Annotated in this window: 14 protein-coding genes; 7 read left to right on the plus strand and 7 right to left on the minus strand. The window is 66.6% G+C overall.

From position 1 onward, the window contains the following. Positions 1-71 precede the first annotated feature (71 nt). Positions 72-1,709 (plus strand): amino acid permease, encoded by a 1,638-nt coding sequence (locus tag VEY12_07480; protein HYM39967.1) that lies wholly within the window; start codon positions 72-74, stop codon positions 1,707-1,709. Between the two features lie 19 nt (positions 1,710-1,728). Further along, a complete protein-coding gene (speB, locus tag VEY12_07485; protein HYM39968.1) occupies positions 1,729-2,685 on the plus strand; it encodes an agmatinase in 957 nt (318 codons plus the stop codon). On the opposite strand, the gene VEY12_07490 is transcribed toward speB, so the two are convergent. Further along, entirely contained in the window at positions 2,682-3,467 is a 786-nt protein-coding gene (locus tag VEY12_07490) for a hypothetical protein (GenBank protein HYM39969.1), read from the minus strand. The genes speB and VEY12_07490 overlap by 4 nt on opposite strands. Before the next feature lie 4 nt (positions 3,468-3,471). After that, positions 3,472-4,428 carry a hypothetical protein gene (locus VEY12_07495; protein HYM39970.1) on the minus strand — a complete coding sequence of 319 codons (957 nt, stop codon included), beginning with the start codon at positions 4,426-4,428 and terminating at the stop codon, positions 3,472-3,474. Between the two features lie 145 nt (positions 4,429-4,573). On the opposite strand from VEY12_07495, the gene VEY12_07500 reads away from it, so the two are divergent. Continuing rightward, positions 4,574-4,816 (plus strand): hypothetical protein, encoded by a 243-nt coding sequence (locus VEY12_07500; protein HYM39971.1) that lies wholly within the window; start codon positions 4,574-4,576, stop codon positions 4,814-4,816. A 7-nt stretch (positions 4,817-4,823) separates the two neighbouring features. Here VEY12_07500 and VEY12_07505 read toward each other — a convergent pair whose 3' ends face one another. From VEY12_07505 to VEY12_07520, 4 genes are all read right to left on the minus strand, one after another. Continuing rightward, positions 4,824-6,062, minus strand: coding sequence for an OFA family MFS transporter (locus tag VEY12_07505; protein ID HYM39972.1), 1,239 nt, complete (start codon positions 6,060-6,062; stop codon positions 4,824-4,826). 71 nt (positions 6,063-6,133) lie between these two features. Then, the gene (locus VEY12_07510) at positions 6,134-6,682 is read right to left on the minus strand and encodes a Rab family GTPase (protein ID HYM39973.1); all 549 of its coding nucleotides are present in this window, start codon (positions 6,680-6,682) and stop codon (positions 6,134-6,136) included. Between the two features lie 89 nt (positions 6,683-6,771). Continuing rightward, positions 6,772-8,415, minus strand: coding sequence for a thiamine pyrophosphate-binding protein (locus VEY12_07515; GenBank protein HYM39974.1), 1,644 nt, complete (start codon positions 8,413-8,415; stop codon positions 6,772-6,774). A 61-nt stretch (positions 8,416-8,476) separates the two neighbouring features. Continuing rightward, entirely contained in the window at positions 8,477-10,195 is a 1,719-nt protein-coding gene (locus VEY12_07520; GenBank protein HYM39975.1) for a long-chain fatty acid--CoA ligase, read from the minus strand. Between the two features lie 147 nt (positions 10,196-10,342). Between VEY12_07520 and VEY12_07525 the strand changes: the two genes are divergently transcribed. Genes VEY12_07525 through VEY12_07540 form a run of 4 tightly spaced genes read left to right on the plus strand, consistent with a single transcriptional unit; the run spans position 10,343 to position 13,185 of the window. Further along, positions 10,343-10,657, plus strand: a complete 315-nt coding sequence (locus VEY12_07525) for an antibiotic biosynthesis monooxygenase (GenBank protein ID HYM39976.1) — start codon at positions 10,343-10,345, stop codon at positions 10,655-10,657. Between the two features lie 50 nt (positions 10,658-10,707). Beyond that, positions 10,708-11,634 carry an ABC transporter ATP-binding protein gene (locus tag VEY12_07530; protein HYM39977.1) on the plus strand — a complete coding sequence of 309 codons (927 nt, stop codon included), beginning with the start codon at positions 10,708-10,710 and terminating at the stop codon, positions 11,632-11,634. Positions 11,635-11,642: 8 nt separating this feature from the next. Next, entirely contained in the window at positions 11,643-12,398 is a 756-nt protein-coding gene (locus tag VEY12_07535; GenBank protein ID HYM39978.1) for a hypothetical protein, read from the plus strand. Between the two features lies 1 nt (position 12,399). Then, positions 12,400-13,185, plus strand: a complete 786-nt coding sequence (locus tag VEY12_07540; protein HYM39979.1) for an ABC transporter permease — start codon at positions 12,400-12,402, stop codon at positions 13,183-13,185. Here VEY12_07540 and VEY12_07545 read toward each other — a convergent pair. Then, positions 13,164-16,421 (minus strand): cation-transporting P-type ATPase (locus VEY12_07545; GenBank protein ID HYM39980.1); only part of this gene is annotated, 3,258 nt, incomplete at its 5' end. The genes VEY12_07540 and VEY12_07545 overlap by 22 nt on opposite strands.

Genomic DNA, 16,421 nt, shown 5'->3' on the forward strand with positions numbered 1-16,421 from the left:
AGAGGACGGTACCAGAGGCCAGGGACACGAGTCCCAGGTCCCGGGGAACGGCTCGTAATTGGGGGAATCCAATGGCAGCTGAAGCGCCGACCGCAGAGAAGACCGTCTTCGCGCGGAAGACGAGTGGGCTCGTCAAGGAACTCGGAGCGTTCGAATCATTCTCCATCAACCTGATCTCGCTGGGTCCGGGGCCGGCCTACGCGCTGTTCCTGACCCTGCTCGTGTTCACGCCCGGCGTGAACCTGATGTGGGCCACCATCCTCGGAGCCCTCGTCGGGGTGCCCGTTGTGGTCACCTACGCGATCATGGCCATCGAGATGCCCCGCTCTGGCGGTGAATACGTGTACCCGTCCCGGCTCCTGCACCCCTACCTGGGCATCGTCTCGGGGCTCTCCCGCATGGTCAATGTCATCGTGTACGCCGCCATCCTCCCGTTCTGGTTCTCCAGCCTAATCGTCGGCCCCGGTTTGGGCTCGTGGGGCGCGCTCACGAACAACGCAGGCCTGCAGAGCCTCGGGGCCGCGCTCACGCCCGGGAGCGGGAGCACGAGCAACCTGTACATCGTGATCATCGGGGAGATTGTGACTTTCGTGTTGATGGCACTCTACGTGGTCATGAAGCCGCGACTCGCCTTCAATCTCTTCTCCGCGCTTCTGATCCTCGAGCTGGTCGGCCTCCTGATCTCGCTCGCGTTGCTCGCGGCCATGGGTCACGGCGGATTCGTGAACGCGGTGAACAACTTCATGGCGGGCCAGGGGTACAAGGGCAACTACTACGGCGACACGGCCAGCTTCGGCGCGACCAGCGCGATGCCGTACGCCTCGAGCCTCTCGGAGACCCTGATCTTCGTGCCGCTCGTGTTCGCCTTCTACTACATGTTCACGACCGCACCCAACTACATCGCGGGAGAGTTCCAACGCTCCTCGAGGAGCATCCGCCTCGGGATGACCGCATCGTACGCCCTCTCGGTGATCTTCGCCGTGGCGATCGTCGCGGTCTTCGAGAACGTCGTGGGCATGGACTTCCTGAACGGGGCCGTCTGGACCTCGACGGCCTTCCTCGGCGGTGGCCCCACGCCCCTCCCCTTCGCGGCCGGGCTCACGTCGCTCCCGATGTTCGCCGCGGGCGGCAACAGCGTTCTCTTGGCGCTCATGTTTCTCGGCGCCACCTCGTGGTACCTCCTCTGGATCATCCTGGGCTTCTACATCTTCTCGAGGTACGCCCTGAGCTTCTCCCTGGATCGGCTGTTCCCGAAGGCTCTCAGCGCGGTGAGCCGCAGGACCCACTCGCCCTACGCGGGCATCATCATCCTGTCGGTCATCGGCGCGATCCTGCTTCCCTTGGTCGCGTACTACTACCAGCAGACCTACTTCCCGCTCGTCTACCTGCTCTTCTTCCTCCCGATGATTACGGTGAGCCTGACCTCGGTCTCACTCGTCCGCCTCGGGATGCAGAAGAAGCGGGCCAGCTACGTTGTTGCGGGCGCCGTCTCGTTTGTGGCTACCGCGGTGTCCGCATACCTCGTGTCCACGCTGCCCGATCTCGGAAACGCGGCGGGCTTCACCCTCGGGAACCAGACCACGAGCTACGTGACCATCGGGCTGATCGTCGTGGGCAGTGCTGTCTGGTACGTGCTCGCGCGGGCCTACAACCTCCGGAAGCACGGCGTCGACGTGGCCCTGGCGTTCAAGCAGCTGCCGCCGGACTAGGCGTGGACGGAAGAAGACCGTGACCGAGCCGCTCGACGCCGCAGGCTCTCCGCGCTTCGCGCAGGTGGCCACGTACGGGCGGCTCCCCCTGACCCGCGACCTGTCCCACGCGAAGAGCGTGTTCCTGGGCATCCCGTGGGACGACGCGACGAGCTACCGTAGCGGCGCGCGGGAGGGGCCCTCCGCAATCCGCACGGCGTCGCGGCTCGTGCGGCCGTACAACATGTTCGCGGAGGTGTACCCGTTCCGCGTCTTGGACACCGTGGACTGGGGCGACGTGGATCCGGTGCCCGGCTACACGGAGGACACGTTCGAGCGCATCCAGGCCGCGCTCACGCCCATGTTCGCCCGCGGCCTGGTCCCGTTCATCGCGGGCGGGGACCACTCAATCACGTTGCCGATCCTGCGCTCGCACAAGGCGGGGGCCAAGGAGGCCGCGAGCCTCATCCACTTCGACGCCCACTTCGACACCTGGGAATCGTACTGGGGGACCAAGCGGTACACGCACGGCACGTGGGTCAAGCGCGCGTACGAGGAGGGCCTCATCTCCAAGGGCCACGTGTTCCAGATCGGCATCCGTAGCTCTCTGTACAACCACGAGGACGTCCCGAACAACGCCGCGGTGGTGGACCGCACCTTCACGGTCGAGGATGTGGATTCCCAGGGCTACGGCCCCATCATGGACCACCTGGTCCGCGAGATTGGCTCCGCGCCGACGTACGTCTCCGTGGACATCGACGTCCTCGATCCCGCCTTCGCGCCTGGGACCGGGACTCCGGAATCCGGAGGGCTCACGTCCCGCGAGCTCATCCACTTCGTCCGGAGCCTCAAACGGCTCAACGTGATCGGCTTCGATGTCGTCGAGGTCGCGCCGCAGTACGACCACACGGGCCAGGTCACCGCGCTCGCGGCCTCCAACCTCCTGTACGAGGCCATGTGCGCGGTCGCGGTGCACCGCAAGCCGGGGACGCGTTAGCGGACCTCGTCGACCTCTTCGTACCAAGGGATCGATGTGCCCTTGGCCTGCCGTTTCTCCCACCGCCGCGTCTTGGGCATGGAAGCCAGGAAGGCCCGGTACTGGGCCAGACGTTCCTCGGCGCGCATCGCAGCGGTCGCCAGGTCCCCGTCCGCATTGAACCGAAGCTGCGGCAGCATCTCCTTGGCGAGCCGGAGGTTCTGGTCCACATCGTACCAGAGACCCCAGTCGTCCCCCAGGAGTTCGGTCAGGTACGTGCGATCGAGTTTCTCCAGGGGAAACGCGCACGAGAACGCGGCCAGGTCGATCCAATCCCGGGATGTCGCCTTGTGGATCTGGGCCTTCGAGAGGAACAGGTCCTCGGGGGTCAGGGTAGTGCCCGACGGGAGCCGACCCTTGATCGGGATCTCGTGGCTGAAACGGAGCGTGTCGTAGAACACGTCGATGTCGAACTTCGGGTGGTAGTAGATGTTGCGGTACATGCCGAAGAGGCTGTTCGTCTCCGTGTCCTCCCGGAAGCCGAGCTCGCGGACGAAGAGCTTGTAGATGTCCGAGGACTTTTTCTCTAGGCTCGCGAGGTCGAGGTCCTTGAACCGCGGTTCCCCGTCCGGCCCGCCGCTCCGGCGGAGGTACAGGACGCGTGCGAGCGGGTCCCCCCGGATGTGGTAGTACAGGCCGACGCTCCCGCACATCCGCAGCGGGATGCCGCGTTGCGCGGCTTGCGCGACGAGCCGTTCCGCCTCCGCGAGGAACTGTGCCTCGGGTAAGCGGACGTCGGCCATGCGTTCACCCCGTGACGAAGAGGTGGCCCGCGATCTCGGATCCCCGCAGGTCGAGCAGGAGCCCTTGCAGGCTCCCGCTGAAGTAGGCGCTCCCGGGGTTGTACACGGGCGTGCCCGCGACGTCGTCGAGTCCCTTCGCCTCGTGGATGTGGCCGTGCAGGCCCACCAGGGGGTGCAGGGACTCGATCAGGTTGCGAACGGACGTGGACCCCACGTGACCTAGGATCATCTCGCCGCGCACGGTCTTCGGTTTGAAGTTCTCGTCGAGTTCGGGCGCGAGGTCGAGGCTCGTGTCCATCGGCGGAGCATGAATGTCCAGGATGGTCTGGCGCGGGTTGTCAATCTGCGGTGCCGTCTTGTCGAGGAACTTCTGGAGGTCGGGTTCCTCGAGGTCGCGCGGGCAGTGCCACGGCGTCATGTTCGCGTACCCGCATCCGTAGATCTCGTACGGGCCCGCGCGGACGACTTGGCCCTCCGGGATCAGGAGGTTCTCTGGGCCCTCCGCCTTCAGGAGCCTGAGGACGTCGTCCGTGTCGTCGTTCCCCACGTTCATCACGAGCGGAATGCCGGTCGGGGTGAGGCGCTCCTTCACGAGCTTGAGCCACGCCCGCACGCGGTCGTGGGCCAGGTCCATGAAGAGTTCGTTGATCGCGTCGGGACGCTCGTTGAGACGCCGCCACTCCTCGGGCGTCATGACCGCGGAATACCGTCCCTGGTTCGCAATCTCCCGCTCGACCTTAGGGAGCTCGTCGTCCGTGATATGGACCGCGGTCCGGTCTTGCGGGAACCAGCGGTATCCACCCGCCTCGTCCGGGAAGATGGGGACGAGCATCTTCCCCATGATGTCCCCGCCGTAGACTAGGAGGTCGGGATGGTAGACCGCGGTCGAGTTCAGGAACTTGCGGAAGCAGACCTCGGACCCATGGAGATCGCTGACGAACAGGATCCGGAAGCGACCCACGTTACGACGAGCACGCGCCGTGAATATAGCTTTGCGCCCCGGTTTTCGGCCCGCCGAAAAGCGGCGCTCCGGGACCGATGCGTGGGCGTCTCTCCCGACTGGACGGCGTCGCATCTTTTTACCGCTGTCCGCGGATATCCCCGCAGTGCTAGGACGCAGCTGGAAACACGCGTCCCCCGAGGCGTTGCGGGGCGTGCGCGCGATTCTGATCCGGCGCGGGGCCGTGGAAGACAGAGAGATTTCGAACCCCCACGAGCTCTGGAGGGTTCGCATCGAGCGAGTCGTTTTCACGGCGTACACGAGCGGCACGCTGTATTGCAGCGGGGGCAACCTCCCGGAGCTGTCGTTCCTCTACGCGTCGATCTCTCGGATTTTGGAGGCCCGGTGAACTGTCTCTATCCCGGCGCGGGGACCGCTCGTGGCGGGCGCACTTCGAGGCTCAGGACGAGCCCAACCGCACTCAGCGCAAGGCCGACGTAAAAGGCGGAGAGGTACGCTCCGGTGGTCTCGCGGATCCATCCCCCCGCAAACAGCGCGACGAGGTTCCCCACCCCGAATGCGGTAAACAGCAGGCCGTAGTTCGCGCCCGCATGGCGCTCGCCAAAGTACAGGGTGGACAGGGCTGGCATCACGGCGAGGAATCCGCCGAAGACGATGCCCGTGAGGGCTACGCCAAGGAACACCGGCTCGAGTCCGCTGGACACGGACAGGAGCGCCATGGCTCCCAGGAGCACCGTGTACATCACGAGGAGGGTCTCCCGGGGCGACCACTGGTCCGCGAGCCGGCCGAACACAGGGCGTCCGGCGCTGTTGAAGAGGGCGAGGACGATCACGGCGAGCGTCGCCACCGCGTCCGTCGCGAAGCCGACCTCCTTCGCGATAGTGAACGCGTTTCCGATGACCATGAAGCCCTCCGCCGTGCCGAGGACATAGAGCGTCCACGCGGTCCAGAAGACGCGGGACCGGAGCACGGTGCGCGGACCGACCTCGGTCAAGGGGCGCCACGCGCGGCGCTGCTTCGTGACGACCGCCGCGGGCGGCTCCCACCCCGCGGGTGGAAACTGCAGGAGCAGGGCGAGCGGCACGAGGACCGCCAGGAAGAGGATGCCGAGGAGCAGGAACGTCGTGGGCACGCCGTAGATACCGATGAGGTATCCCGCGAGCGGCGCGGTGACCACAGGTGAGAGGCCGACGCCCATGACGACGATTCCGGAAGCGACTCCCTTCCGCACGGGGAACCAACGCACCGCGGTCGTGATCGTGGGGTTGTAGCCGAAGCCCGTGCCCAGGCCCACGAGGCCGCCGTAGAGCAGGGTGAGCGTGGGCATCGGCCAGGGTGAGCGGTCGAAGAGCGAGCAGAGCATGTAGCCCGAGGCAAAGACGAGGACGCCCGCCAGGGCGACCTTCCGCGGTCCCAGACGATCGACCGCGCGTCCGGCGAAGACCATGCCCACGGAGAACATGGCCATCGCCGCGGCGAAGGGCAGGAGCGCGGTAAACGCGTCCGCCCCCCGGGTCGCGAACTCTGCGACGAGGGCGGCGCGGAAGACGCTCCACGAGTATGCGGTTCCTAGGAGGAGGTTCATCCCAAGGCCGACGACCAGATAGGATCCGCGGGGCAGTCTCACCGTCATGGACCCGCGTCATCTCGGGGACCGCGTCAAAAGCCTACCGAACGTATTGTACGCCGCACACCGCGCGGCCGTCAGGAGTGCTGGAGGGCCCGGTGGATCACGAGTCCTGCGAGGCGCCAGAAGACTTCCTCGACGTTCTCTCCGGACTTCGCGGACGTCCGCACGATGTCGCAATCGAAGGCGTGCGCGAACTTGCGGAGGTTGGACTCGGGCATGTGGGTCTCCGCGGGGAGGTCGATCTTGTTGACCGCGAGGACGATGGGGAGGGCGCCCGCAATCCGGTCGATCTGGTCGACCCAGACATACAGGTCATCGAGGGTCTCCGACCGTGTCATGTCCGCGACCGCGAGAATCCCCTGGGCTCCCTGGAAGTACTGCTCCTGGAGGAGCTCGCGGAAGCCCATCTGGCCCATGATGTCCCACACCATGAGGTTGACCATGACGGGCTCCTCGTCCTTCAGGGGGACGCTCACCTGCTTCTTGGAGACCTTGGTCCCCACGGTGGCGATGTAGCGGTCGTCGAACTCGTTGAGGACGTACCGGCGGATTAGGCTCGTCTTCCCCACGGAGCTCGCGCCCGCGAGGCAGAGCTTCGCCTTCATGATGTCGCCGTCGCCCATGGTCCTTGTCCGCAGGGAGGGGTGGGGCGGCGGGTGATTTAACGTTTCTCTCCCACGTTTCGTGGGTGATTGCAGCTCGAACCCGCGGCTCACATCACGTAGGAGCCCGTCCCGGCGTTGGACGCCGGGTCCAGAATCACGTTGACCACGGCCGGCCGACCGCTCGCGAACGCCCGCTCGATCGCGGGCCCGACTCCCTCCGGATCGTCCACGAACTCCCCGTGCGCGCCGAGGGCCTTGGCCACCTCGTCGTAGCGCGTGGCCTCGCCGAGGCGCGTGGCCACTGCCCGCGCCTCGCCGTAGAGGCCGATCTGGGGCCCGCGGATCTGAGCCCACGCGCCGTCGTTCCCGATCACGGCGACCACGGGCACCTTGTGGCGGACCAGCGTGTCGATCTCCATCCCGGAGATGCCGAACGCTCCGTCCCCCAGGAAGGCGAGGACGCGCTTCTCCGGCCTCGCAAGCTTCGCGGCGAGGGCGAACGGCAACCCCATCCCGAGACAGCCGAACCGCCCCGGGTCGAGCCAGCTCCCCGGCCACGGTGCGCGGATGATCTTGGAACCCGACGCGACGACGTTCCCTCCGTCGCCCACGATCACCGTGTCCTCCCCGACGAACCGATCGATCTCCCGTGCCAGACGAAGCGCGTGCACCGGTCGCCGGCCGGAGCCCGCTCCCTCGTCGAGCCTCGCTCGCTTGGCCGACTCGACGGACCGAAGCTTCTCCAGCCACGGGGTCGGTTCGCGGACCCGCAAGCCCTTCAGGGACGCCGCGAGCTGCCGCGCGATAATCCCGACGTCGCCCACGAGGCCCACGTCGACGGCGCGGTTGTGGCCGATCGTGTCCCCGGCCACGTCGGCCATGACGATGCGGGCGTCCGCGGCGATGGCCGGCGCCTGACCGTAGCCGAGGCGGAAGTCGAACGGGGCTCCCAGGTCGAGGACCACATCGGCATCCTCGAGCGCGTTGCTCCGGGAAAGGCCGAGGAAGTAGGGATGGTCGGGCGGGAGCGCTCCCCGGGCCAGCGAGTTCAGGTACACGGGGGCTCGCAGCACGTCCGCGAGAGCCCGGAGCCCGGACGCGTCCGTGCTCCACCGAAGCGAGGTCCCCGCGATGACGACGGGTCGCTCCGCGGTGACGAGGATCTCCGCCGCCTGGCGGACGCCGTCGGGATGGGCCCACACAGGCGCCCTGGAACGGCTTGCAGCTTTCCAGTCGACGCCTTCTGCGGCGACTTCGTCAAACAGGACGTCCCACGGCACTTCGAGGAACGCGGGGCCAGTTCGCGGCGATGCCGCGTGCCGGAACGCGTCGAACACGAATTCGGGCAGGCGCTTCGCGTGCGCGCAGGACTGCGCCCATTTCGTCACAGGCTCCAGGATTCGCACGTGCGGCGTCTCCTGGAGGCCTCCTTGGTCGTGCCGGGTGGTCTCCGCCTGTCCGCCGAGGACGACCACGGGCGAGTCGCTGTTCCGGGCGTTCACGATGGCGGTGAGTGAGTTGCAGACGCCGGGCCCTGCGGTGACCGCGGCGACGCCGACCTCGCCGGTCACGCGCGCCCATCCGTCCGCGGCGAACGCCGCGGTCTGCTCGTGCCGCACGTCGATGACCCGGATGCCCTGGTCCAGGCAGCCTTCGTAGATCGGCAGGATGTGGCCGCCGCAGAGGGTGAAGACCACACGGACGCCCTCTTTGGCCAAGGCCTCCCCGACGAGCTGGCCCCCCGTGGGCATGGAGGCGGCCACGGCGATGGGCGGACATATAGGTATGGGGGTCCTGCGCTCCGCAAGACGGTCAGGGGTGTGAGGACGGAGCCACCGCGGCCTGCTTGGCCCGCTCCTCGTCCCGCAGGGCGCGCCGAAGCACCTTGCCGATCGCGCTCTTCGGAAGCTCCGTCCGGAACTCAATCTGCCTGGGCACCCGGAACGCGGCGAGCCGCTCGCGGCAGAAGGCGATGAGTTCCCGGTCCGTCGCCGTGGCGCCGGGTTTGAGCGCGACGAACGCCTTCACGGTCTCGCCTCGGTAGGGATCGGGGACGCCGATGGCCGCTGCCTCGAGGACCGAGGGATGCATGTAGAGGACCTCCTCGACCTCGCGCGGATAGACGTTGAAGCCGGACGCGATGATCAGGTCCTTCTTCCGTTCGACGATGTACAGGTAGCCGTCCTCGTCCATCGTCGCGATATCGCCCGTGTACAACCACCCGTCGCGCAGGGTGGCCGCGGTCTCCTCGGGGTTGTTCCAGTACCCCTTCATGACTTGGGGCCCGCGCACGAGGAGTTCCCCCGCCTCGCCGATCGGGAGATCGCGCGTCGAGGTCTCCAGGTCCACGATCCGGACGTCCGTGTCGGGGAACGGGATGCCCACACCCTCCTTGACGAGCCCGTCCTGCGTGAGCGGGTTCCCGGAGACCACCGTGCTCGCCTCGGTCAGGCCGTAGCCCTCCACGAGCCGGCCGCCCGTCAGGGACTCCCACCGCCGGCGCACCTCGACGGGCAGGGGCGCCGCCCCGGAGAGGCACGCCTGAATGCCACGCATGTCCGCCTTCCGGAGTCGCGGATGGTTCATCAGGGCCACGTACAGGGTGGGAACCGCGGGGAACAGGGTGGGTCGCTCGCGGTCGATGACCTTGAGCAGATGCTTCAGGTCCCTCGGGTCGGGGACGAGCAGCATGGTCGCCGCGAGCCGGATCGAGACCATGAGCCCCGCCATGAGACCGTAGATGTGGAACATAGGGATCGCGATCAGGGTCTTCTCCCGGGCGGGCTGCATGCCGGGCACCCAGCTCGCGCACTGGTACGCGTTCGCGATTAGCGTGCGATGGGTCAGCATGGCGCCCTTCGGAGTCCCGGTGGTCCCGCCTGTATACTGGAGCACCGCGACTTCATCCGGATCCACGGTCTCCGGCTCCGTTCCTCGCTCTGCGGGCGACTTGAGGAGTTCCCGGAATGTATGGACCCACGGCTCGCGCGGAATGTCCAGCGGCCAATGTCCCGCCTTCTTCAGATCACTCCGGCGCCGCAGCGGGTAGAACGTGGAGAGCGGCGCAGGCAGGAAGTCCTTCAGGTCGGCGACAATCACCTCGCGGATGGCGGTCTCCGGCTTTGCCCTCAGAACATTGGCGAGGAAGAGGTCGAGGGAGACGACCGCGGTTGCACCCGCGTCCGCATAGAGTCCCGCGAGTTCTCTCGGGGTGTAGAGCGGGTTCGTCTGGACGACGATGCCGCCGACGCGTTGAATTCCGAAGAAGGCGATCACGAATGCGGGTGAGTTCGGCACGATGAGCCCCACGCGGTCCCCGGGTCTGACTCCGAGATGCCTGAGGCCTGCCGCAAACCGGTCCGCGGCATCGTCGATTTCGCGGTATGTGAGCTTGGCCCCGTAGAAGACGGTCGCCGCCGCGTCGCCGTGGCCGTCCGCGGCCTCGCGGAGCATGCGTTCAACGGGTATGCGGGGATATTCGATGGTCTTCGGCACACCAGTAGGCCAGTGTCGATGCCACGGGCGCTCCACGCGCTCCCCGTCAAGGAAAGGAGCCATGCGTACATAAGATGTGTCTCCGCGGGAATGAGTCGGTGTCGCGGGACTGTCGGAGACCGCCGCCCGACGCCGGCTGTGTCCTTATGGCCTCGTAGTGGTCTGCCGTCTCGGGAGATTCGGATGATCGCGCGAACCTGGCACGGCGTCACGCCCGCATCGAAGGCCGACGCCTACTACGACTACTTGGAGGCGAGTGGCGTGAAGGGGTACCGCGAGACGAAGGGGAACCTCGGCGTCTACGTCCTCCGTCGCGTCGCGGGGGACCGCGCCGATTTCCTCCTCATCTCCCTTTGGAACTCGTACGACTCGATCCGTGCCTTCGCGGGGGAGGACATCGAGAAGGCGCGCTATTTTCCGCGAGATCGGGAATTCCTACTCGAATTCGAACCCACGGTCACGCACTACGACGTACTCGCTGCGCCGACGAAAATGTGAACCTCGTCATCAAGCGAGTTTTATACGCGCCTCTCGCATCACGTCGCTTCATGACCGACCAGGCCCTCCGCGCCGTGGACGTCCGCAAGACGTACCACACCCGCGGCGCGCCGGCGGTCGAGGCGCTGCGCGGGGTTTCCCTGACGTTCCGTAAGGGGGAGCGGATCGCCCTTCTGGGCCGGAACGGCGCCGGGAAGACCACGTTCCTCCGTATCGCATCCACGCTGCTCGTGCCGACGTCGGGAACCGTGGAGGTCTTTGGGCTCGATGCGGTGGGCCATCCCGAGCTCGTCCGCCCCCTGATCGCGGTGGTCCCCCAGGAAGGGAAGCCGTTTTTCCACCTCACTCCCCGCGAGCAGATCTATGCGTACCTGCGAGCGCGGGGGGTCGATCGGGAGACCGCAAAGACGCGCGGAGAAGAGGCCCTGGACCAGATGGGCATCCAGGAGGTCGCGGATCGGCTTTCGATCACGCTGTCCGGTGGGCAGAAGCAGCGGGCCATGGTCGCAACCGTGATCGCCACGGAGGCGCCCCTCCTCTTCCTGGACGAGCCCACGATCGGGATGGATCCGTTCGCACGCCGCGACGTGTGGGACTCGCTTCGCCGGCTCACGAAGAAGGGCTGCACGGTCTTGCTCACGACGCACTACCTGGACGAGGCCGAGGCGCTCGCGGAACGTCTCTACGTGGTCGAGGCGGGTCGCATCCTCGTGGAAGGGACCGCGGACGCGATCAAACAGCAGGTCGGCGGGACCCTCAAGGTCTCCGTGCCGAACGGGGTCGCGATTCGAGAGGAGCTCGCGAGCTTCGGGGAGCTCGTCTCGGATGGCGGGACCATCTACATGATCACGGGACCGGCGCGGATCAACGAGATCATGGCACTCACCGTGTCGAAGGGCTTGGCGGCGACCGTCGGTCCGGTCACGCTCGAGGAAGCGTTCCTGCGGATCGTCGGCCGCTCGATCAACGAGGACTGAGGAGGGTCATGGCAATCGCGCTGCGCTGGACCGGCATCGGGACCTTCCTGGCCACGGAGACGCGCGTGCAGATTCATGAGTGGCTGGCGATCGCGACCGGAAGCCTGGTGCAGGCCGCGCTCCTCGTGTTCGTCTGGGTGCTCGACGCGTCCTTGCTCCCGCTGACCGTGATCGGCGCGATGGTGTATTCCGTATTCCTGATCGGACAACGAGTCCTCAACGAGGCCGCGTACATCCGCATCGATCACAAGCTGAACGAGCTCTACCACGCGTCCCCCATGTCGCCCGAGTCGTACTTCCTGGGCATGTCCATGGGCATCCTGATCGCGTACACGCCCCCGCTCGTCGTGCTGTTCGGGATCTTGGAAGTGCTCCATCCGATGAGCCTCGCCGCGACGGGCGCTCTGGTCCTTGCGCTCCTGGCGGTGTGGGCCTTCTCCTCGAGCTTGGGCTACTACATCTCGACCCTGTTCAAGGACATGAAGACGATCTGGCCGTACTCGAGCCTTCTCACAAACCTGTTCGGGATTGTGCCCCCTGTGTTCTTCCCCCTGTCCATCCTCACGGCCCACCTCCCGTGGGCGTGGCTGCCCGCCCTCCTTGTGCCCACGAGTGCCGCGACCGCTCTCGTTGAGGCCGTGGCAGGCCTGCAGGTTCTGACGACCACGGAAGTCCTCGTCGCAGGAGGCGCGTTGGCGGTGGAGGCGGGCCTCATGCTCTTGTTCGGTATCTTCTGGGCGCGACGCACCGCGCGGGAGGCGTGAGATGGACCACGTCATCGATGAGAAGGTCTTGGCCGAGATGCGAGAAGGCCGCGTCTTCCCCGCGTTTGCGCTGATCGGCTGGCGATGGGTCGCGCGCAACCCCGTGGCCACGATCGTACCCATCCTGCTCCCGTTCTTCTTCCTGTACTTCCTGGCGCTGGTCACGCCGCCGAATTTCAACCTGTTCCCGCTCCAGGTCGTGGGCGCCATGCTCTTCACCACCCAGAACATCGGCAGCTGGTGCCTCTCCGACTCGGCGTACTGGCGGCTCGAGCAACGCCTGCAGGACATGTTCGTCGCGTCGCCACTGGACAAGTTCCGGTACCTGTTCGGCGTCGCCTTTTCGAACCTGATTCCCGCGGCGCCCGCCCTGATCATCCTGGGCGTGGTCTTGGCCCTGGTGACGCCCGTCTCCCTGTTCGGGTGGCTCGTTCTCGCGGCGGCCATATTCATGGTCTGGGTCCTGTACTCCGCCATCGGGATCGCGGTGTCGAGCCGGCTCCAGAGCCAGATGGAGGTGTGGCCTGTCGGGACCCTCGTGTTTACGACGCTCGGCATCCTATCGCCGCTGTACTACCCGCTCGCCTTCCTTTCTGCGGTGTCGCCGGCATGGGCGGGTCTGGCCCGGTTCCTGCCCGCGACCTACGCCGCGCTCATCGTCCAGTCCGCCCTCGGCCTTCCCCAGGCGATGCCGTCGGAGGCGACGCTGGACGCGGTCCTGTTGCTCGTCTCCACGATCGTCGGGCTCGTCATCGCCATGCGGCTCTACACGTGGCGCGAGCGATGAGCCTCACGCGGGCCGGGCCGGACCGGCGGCAGGATGACCGCAACGGCCCCCTTTGCCTTGAGGGCGACCTCGCGCTCGTCCCTCCCGAGGAAGCCACGGTGGCCCGCCTCCCAGCGACCCGCCATGAGGATGACCTCGATTCCCCGCTCGTCCGCGAACTCCACGAGGTCACGTCCGATGTCCCGGACCATGAGGATCTTGGGCGTGAGGAGCCGCATGATGGGCCTCGCACGGAGGGACTTCAAGAAGGAGAGTTCGCGGTCCTGGTCGATCAAGGACTCGGGCTTGTACGTGGAGTACAGGGGGACGATGGAGGGGATCTTGATCACCTTCGCGGCCACCACGTCTACCGCGGGAAACGCGGAGGCGGTCGTCAGGGACGCGGCCACGTCAAAGGGCTCCGGCTGGAACTCCTCGAGGACTGGGATCAGGACCCTCCGGAGACGCGGCACCTCGCCCGCCGCGAGAGCCGGGCCACGGACGAGAATCACCCGACGCTTTCGCAGGTTCAGAAGCCAGGCGTCGCGGCGGCGCAGGCGGCCGCCCGCGAAGACCTCCGCGTCCACGGGAACCACCAGGGTCTCCGCCTTGGTCCGCTCCGCGAGGCTCTCTAGGTCGCCCCCCAAGGACGGGCGCCTACGGTGACCTCCGACGCTGGGCAAATCAACAAAGCCGCAGGGCGTGTCCGTGGCCTTCGCGAGATCGTCGATGCGGCGCTCGAGATCCCGCTGTACCTCCCTCCTCGGGCCCGCGATCGGCAGCCGGACCACCAGAATGCGGGAACCCGAATACTCCGCGAGGCTCAGCGCGACGGCCACAGCGGTCTCGTCGGATCCCTGCAGGGTGAGCGGGACGATTACCGGTGGCCCGCGCTCGATGAACGGGATGCGGGCGCGGGTCTCGAGATGCGTGCCGAGGACGACCTCCACTCCGGCCGCGGCTGCCGCGGGGAGGGCGGGTACCGCCTTCGCGGGCAGGAGGACCCTCCGGACGACGTATTTCCGGATTTCCTCAAACAGGAGAATGAGCGGCACGAAGCTGTAGAGGTACAGCCACACGATGGGCTCGAACGAGGTCGTCATGAAGACGGATTGCAGGAAGGGCACGTACACGATGCTGAGCAGGATTGCGAGCTCCGCGCCCACGCCCGGCAGCAACCAGCGGTTCCGCAGCGGATTCAGGGTGAAGGCAGACGCCACGTTCGTGCGGGTCGCGAACAGGGTGCCGAGCTGGCCCGCCATGATCCCCGCGATGACCGCGCTGGTCCCCATCTGGTAGGCGTTCACTTCGGCCGGCGTAGAGGGCCAACCTGCGAGGCCTAGGTGCCAGCCCCCCTCATGGGACCAAAGATAGAAACACCAGAACAGCGCGACCAGGCCAATCATCGTGCCGATGTAGAAGGATCTCGAGATGGTCCCGACGTCGAAAAGCCGCGTCTTCTTCGACCGCGGAGGGCGGTCCATGATTCCGGGCTCCGGAGGTTCGAGGGTCAGGGCGAGGGACGGCGGGATGTCCATGCCCAGGTCGATGGCGAGGATGCCCACAACGCTGAGGGGCAGGGTCCGCGGCGTGAGGAACAGGACGAAGACGACGAACGTCGCGAGCTCCGCCCAATTGTGGCTGAACACGTACACGATGAACTTGCGGAGGTTGTCGAATACGCCGCGGCCGATCTCCGTCCCATTCACGATTGAGGCAAAGTTGTCGTCCAAGAGGACCATGTCCGCGGACTCCCGCGCCACGTCGGTTCCCGTGATTCCCATGGCGATGCCGATGTCCGCCTCGAGCAGGGCGGGAGCGTCGTTGACGCCGTCCCCGGTGACCGCGACGGTCTCGCCCTTCGCTTGGAGGAGGCGAACGACCCGGAGTTTCTGCTCCGGGGTGATCCGGGCGAACACGACCTCGGGAGTGTCCAGGATTCGGGAGAGCTCATCGTCCGGCATGTTGGCGAGCCGGTATCCCGTGACGACCACGTAGTCCGGAGCGGTGATGATGCCGACCTTGCGCGCGATCGCCTCGGCCGTGAGCTCGTGGTCCCCGGTCATCATGATGACCCGCATGCCGGCGCTGCGAGCCTTCCGGACCGCCTCGGGGACGTCCGCTCGGGGCGGATCCAGGATTGCGACGAGCCCGACGAACGTGAGATCCGCTTCCACGCTCGCTGACTCGTACTTCTCCTGGGGCCCCGGCAGCTCTCGGTAGGCGAGGGCGAGCACCCGGTATGCTTCCCTTGCGAGTCTGTCGATCTCGCGGCGGACCGTCGCCCGGCGTTCGTCCGTCAGAGGGGTCGCCGCGTCCTCCCACATGATGCGGGTCGAGCGGGAGAGAATTTCGAGACCCGCGCCCTTCACGTACGCGATGACTCCGCCCTGTGGATCCGCATGGATGCTCGTCATCATCTTCCGGGCGGACTCAAACGGGATCATCCCGATCCGGGGGCGTTCCGCGAGGGTCTTTCGGGGGTCCAAATTCGCCTTGGCCGCGAGGACCAGGAGGGCGGCTTCCGTCGAGTCACCCACCATGGTCCATCGCGACTTCCGGCGGTCGAGGGGCGGCACCAGGGTTGCCTTGTTGTTGAGCGCGGCGACCTCGCACAGTCGGCGGAGGTCCGTTCGTTCCGACGCGGTGACCTTTCGGCTCTCGAGGACAATGGACCCTTCGGGTTCGTAGCCTTCCCCCGTGACGTCGAAGATCCGGCCGCCGATCCAGATTTTGTGGACGGTCATCTGACCCTCCGTGATCGTCCCGGTCTTGTCCGTGCAGATGACCGTCGTCGAGCCCAGGGTCTCCACGGAGGACAGGCGTTTGACGACCACGTTGCGCTTGGAGAGCGTCAGGCTGCTCATCGCGAGGGAGAGGGTGACCGTAATCTGCAAGCCTTCGGGGACCAGCGAGGTCATCACGCCGATCATGAACAGGACGCTGTCACCGATCTCCAGGTGGACGAAGAAGTGGCCGACCGCCAGGAAGAGGAGGCCCACGCCGATGGCGACGTAGAAGTTCAGGGTCGCGGCGTGATCGAGCTCGAGCTGCAGAGGGCTTAGCGGCTCCTCCGCAGCCCGCGTGATCTCGACAACCTGCCCAAACTGTGTGTCCTTGCCGGTTGCGAGGACCACCGCCGTTCCCGTTCCCGCGGTGACGACCGTTCCGGCGAACATCAGGTTAGGGAACTCCGTGATGGGGCTATCGAAATCCTCGGGAGGCGGTATCGTGGTCCGGCGCTGGGGTTCGGATTC

The sequence above is a fragment of the Thermoplasmata archaeon genome (genome assembly GCA_035632695.1).
In the GTDB taxonomy this organism is placed as follows: Archaea; Thermoplasmatota; Thermoplasmata; order RBG-16-68-12; family RBG-16-68-12; genus RBG-16-68-12.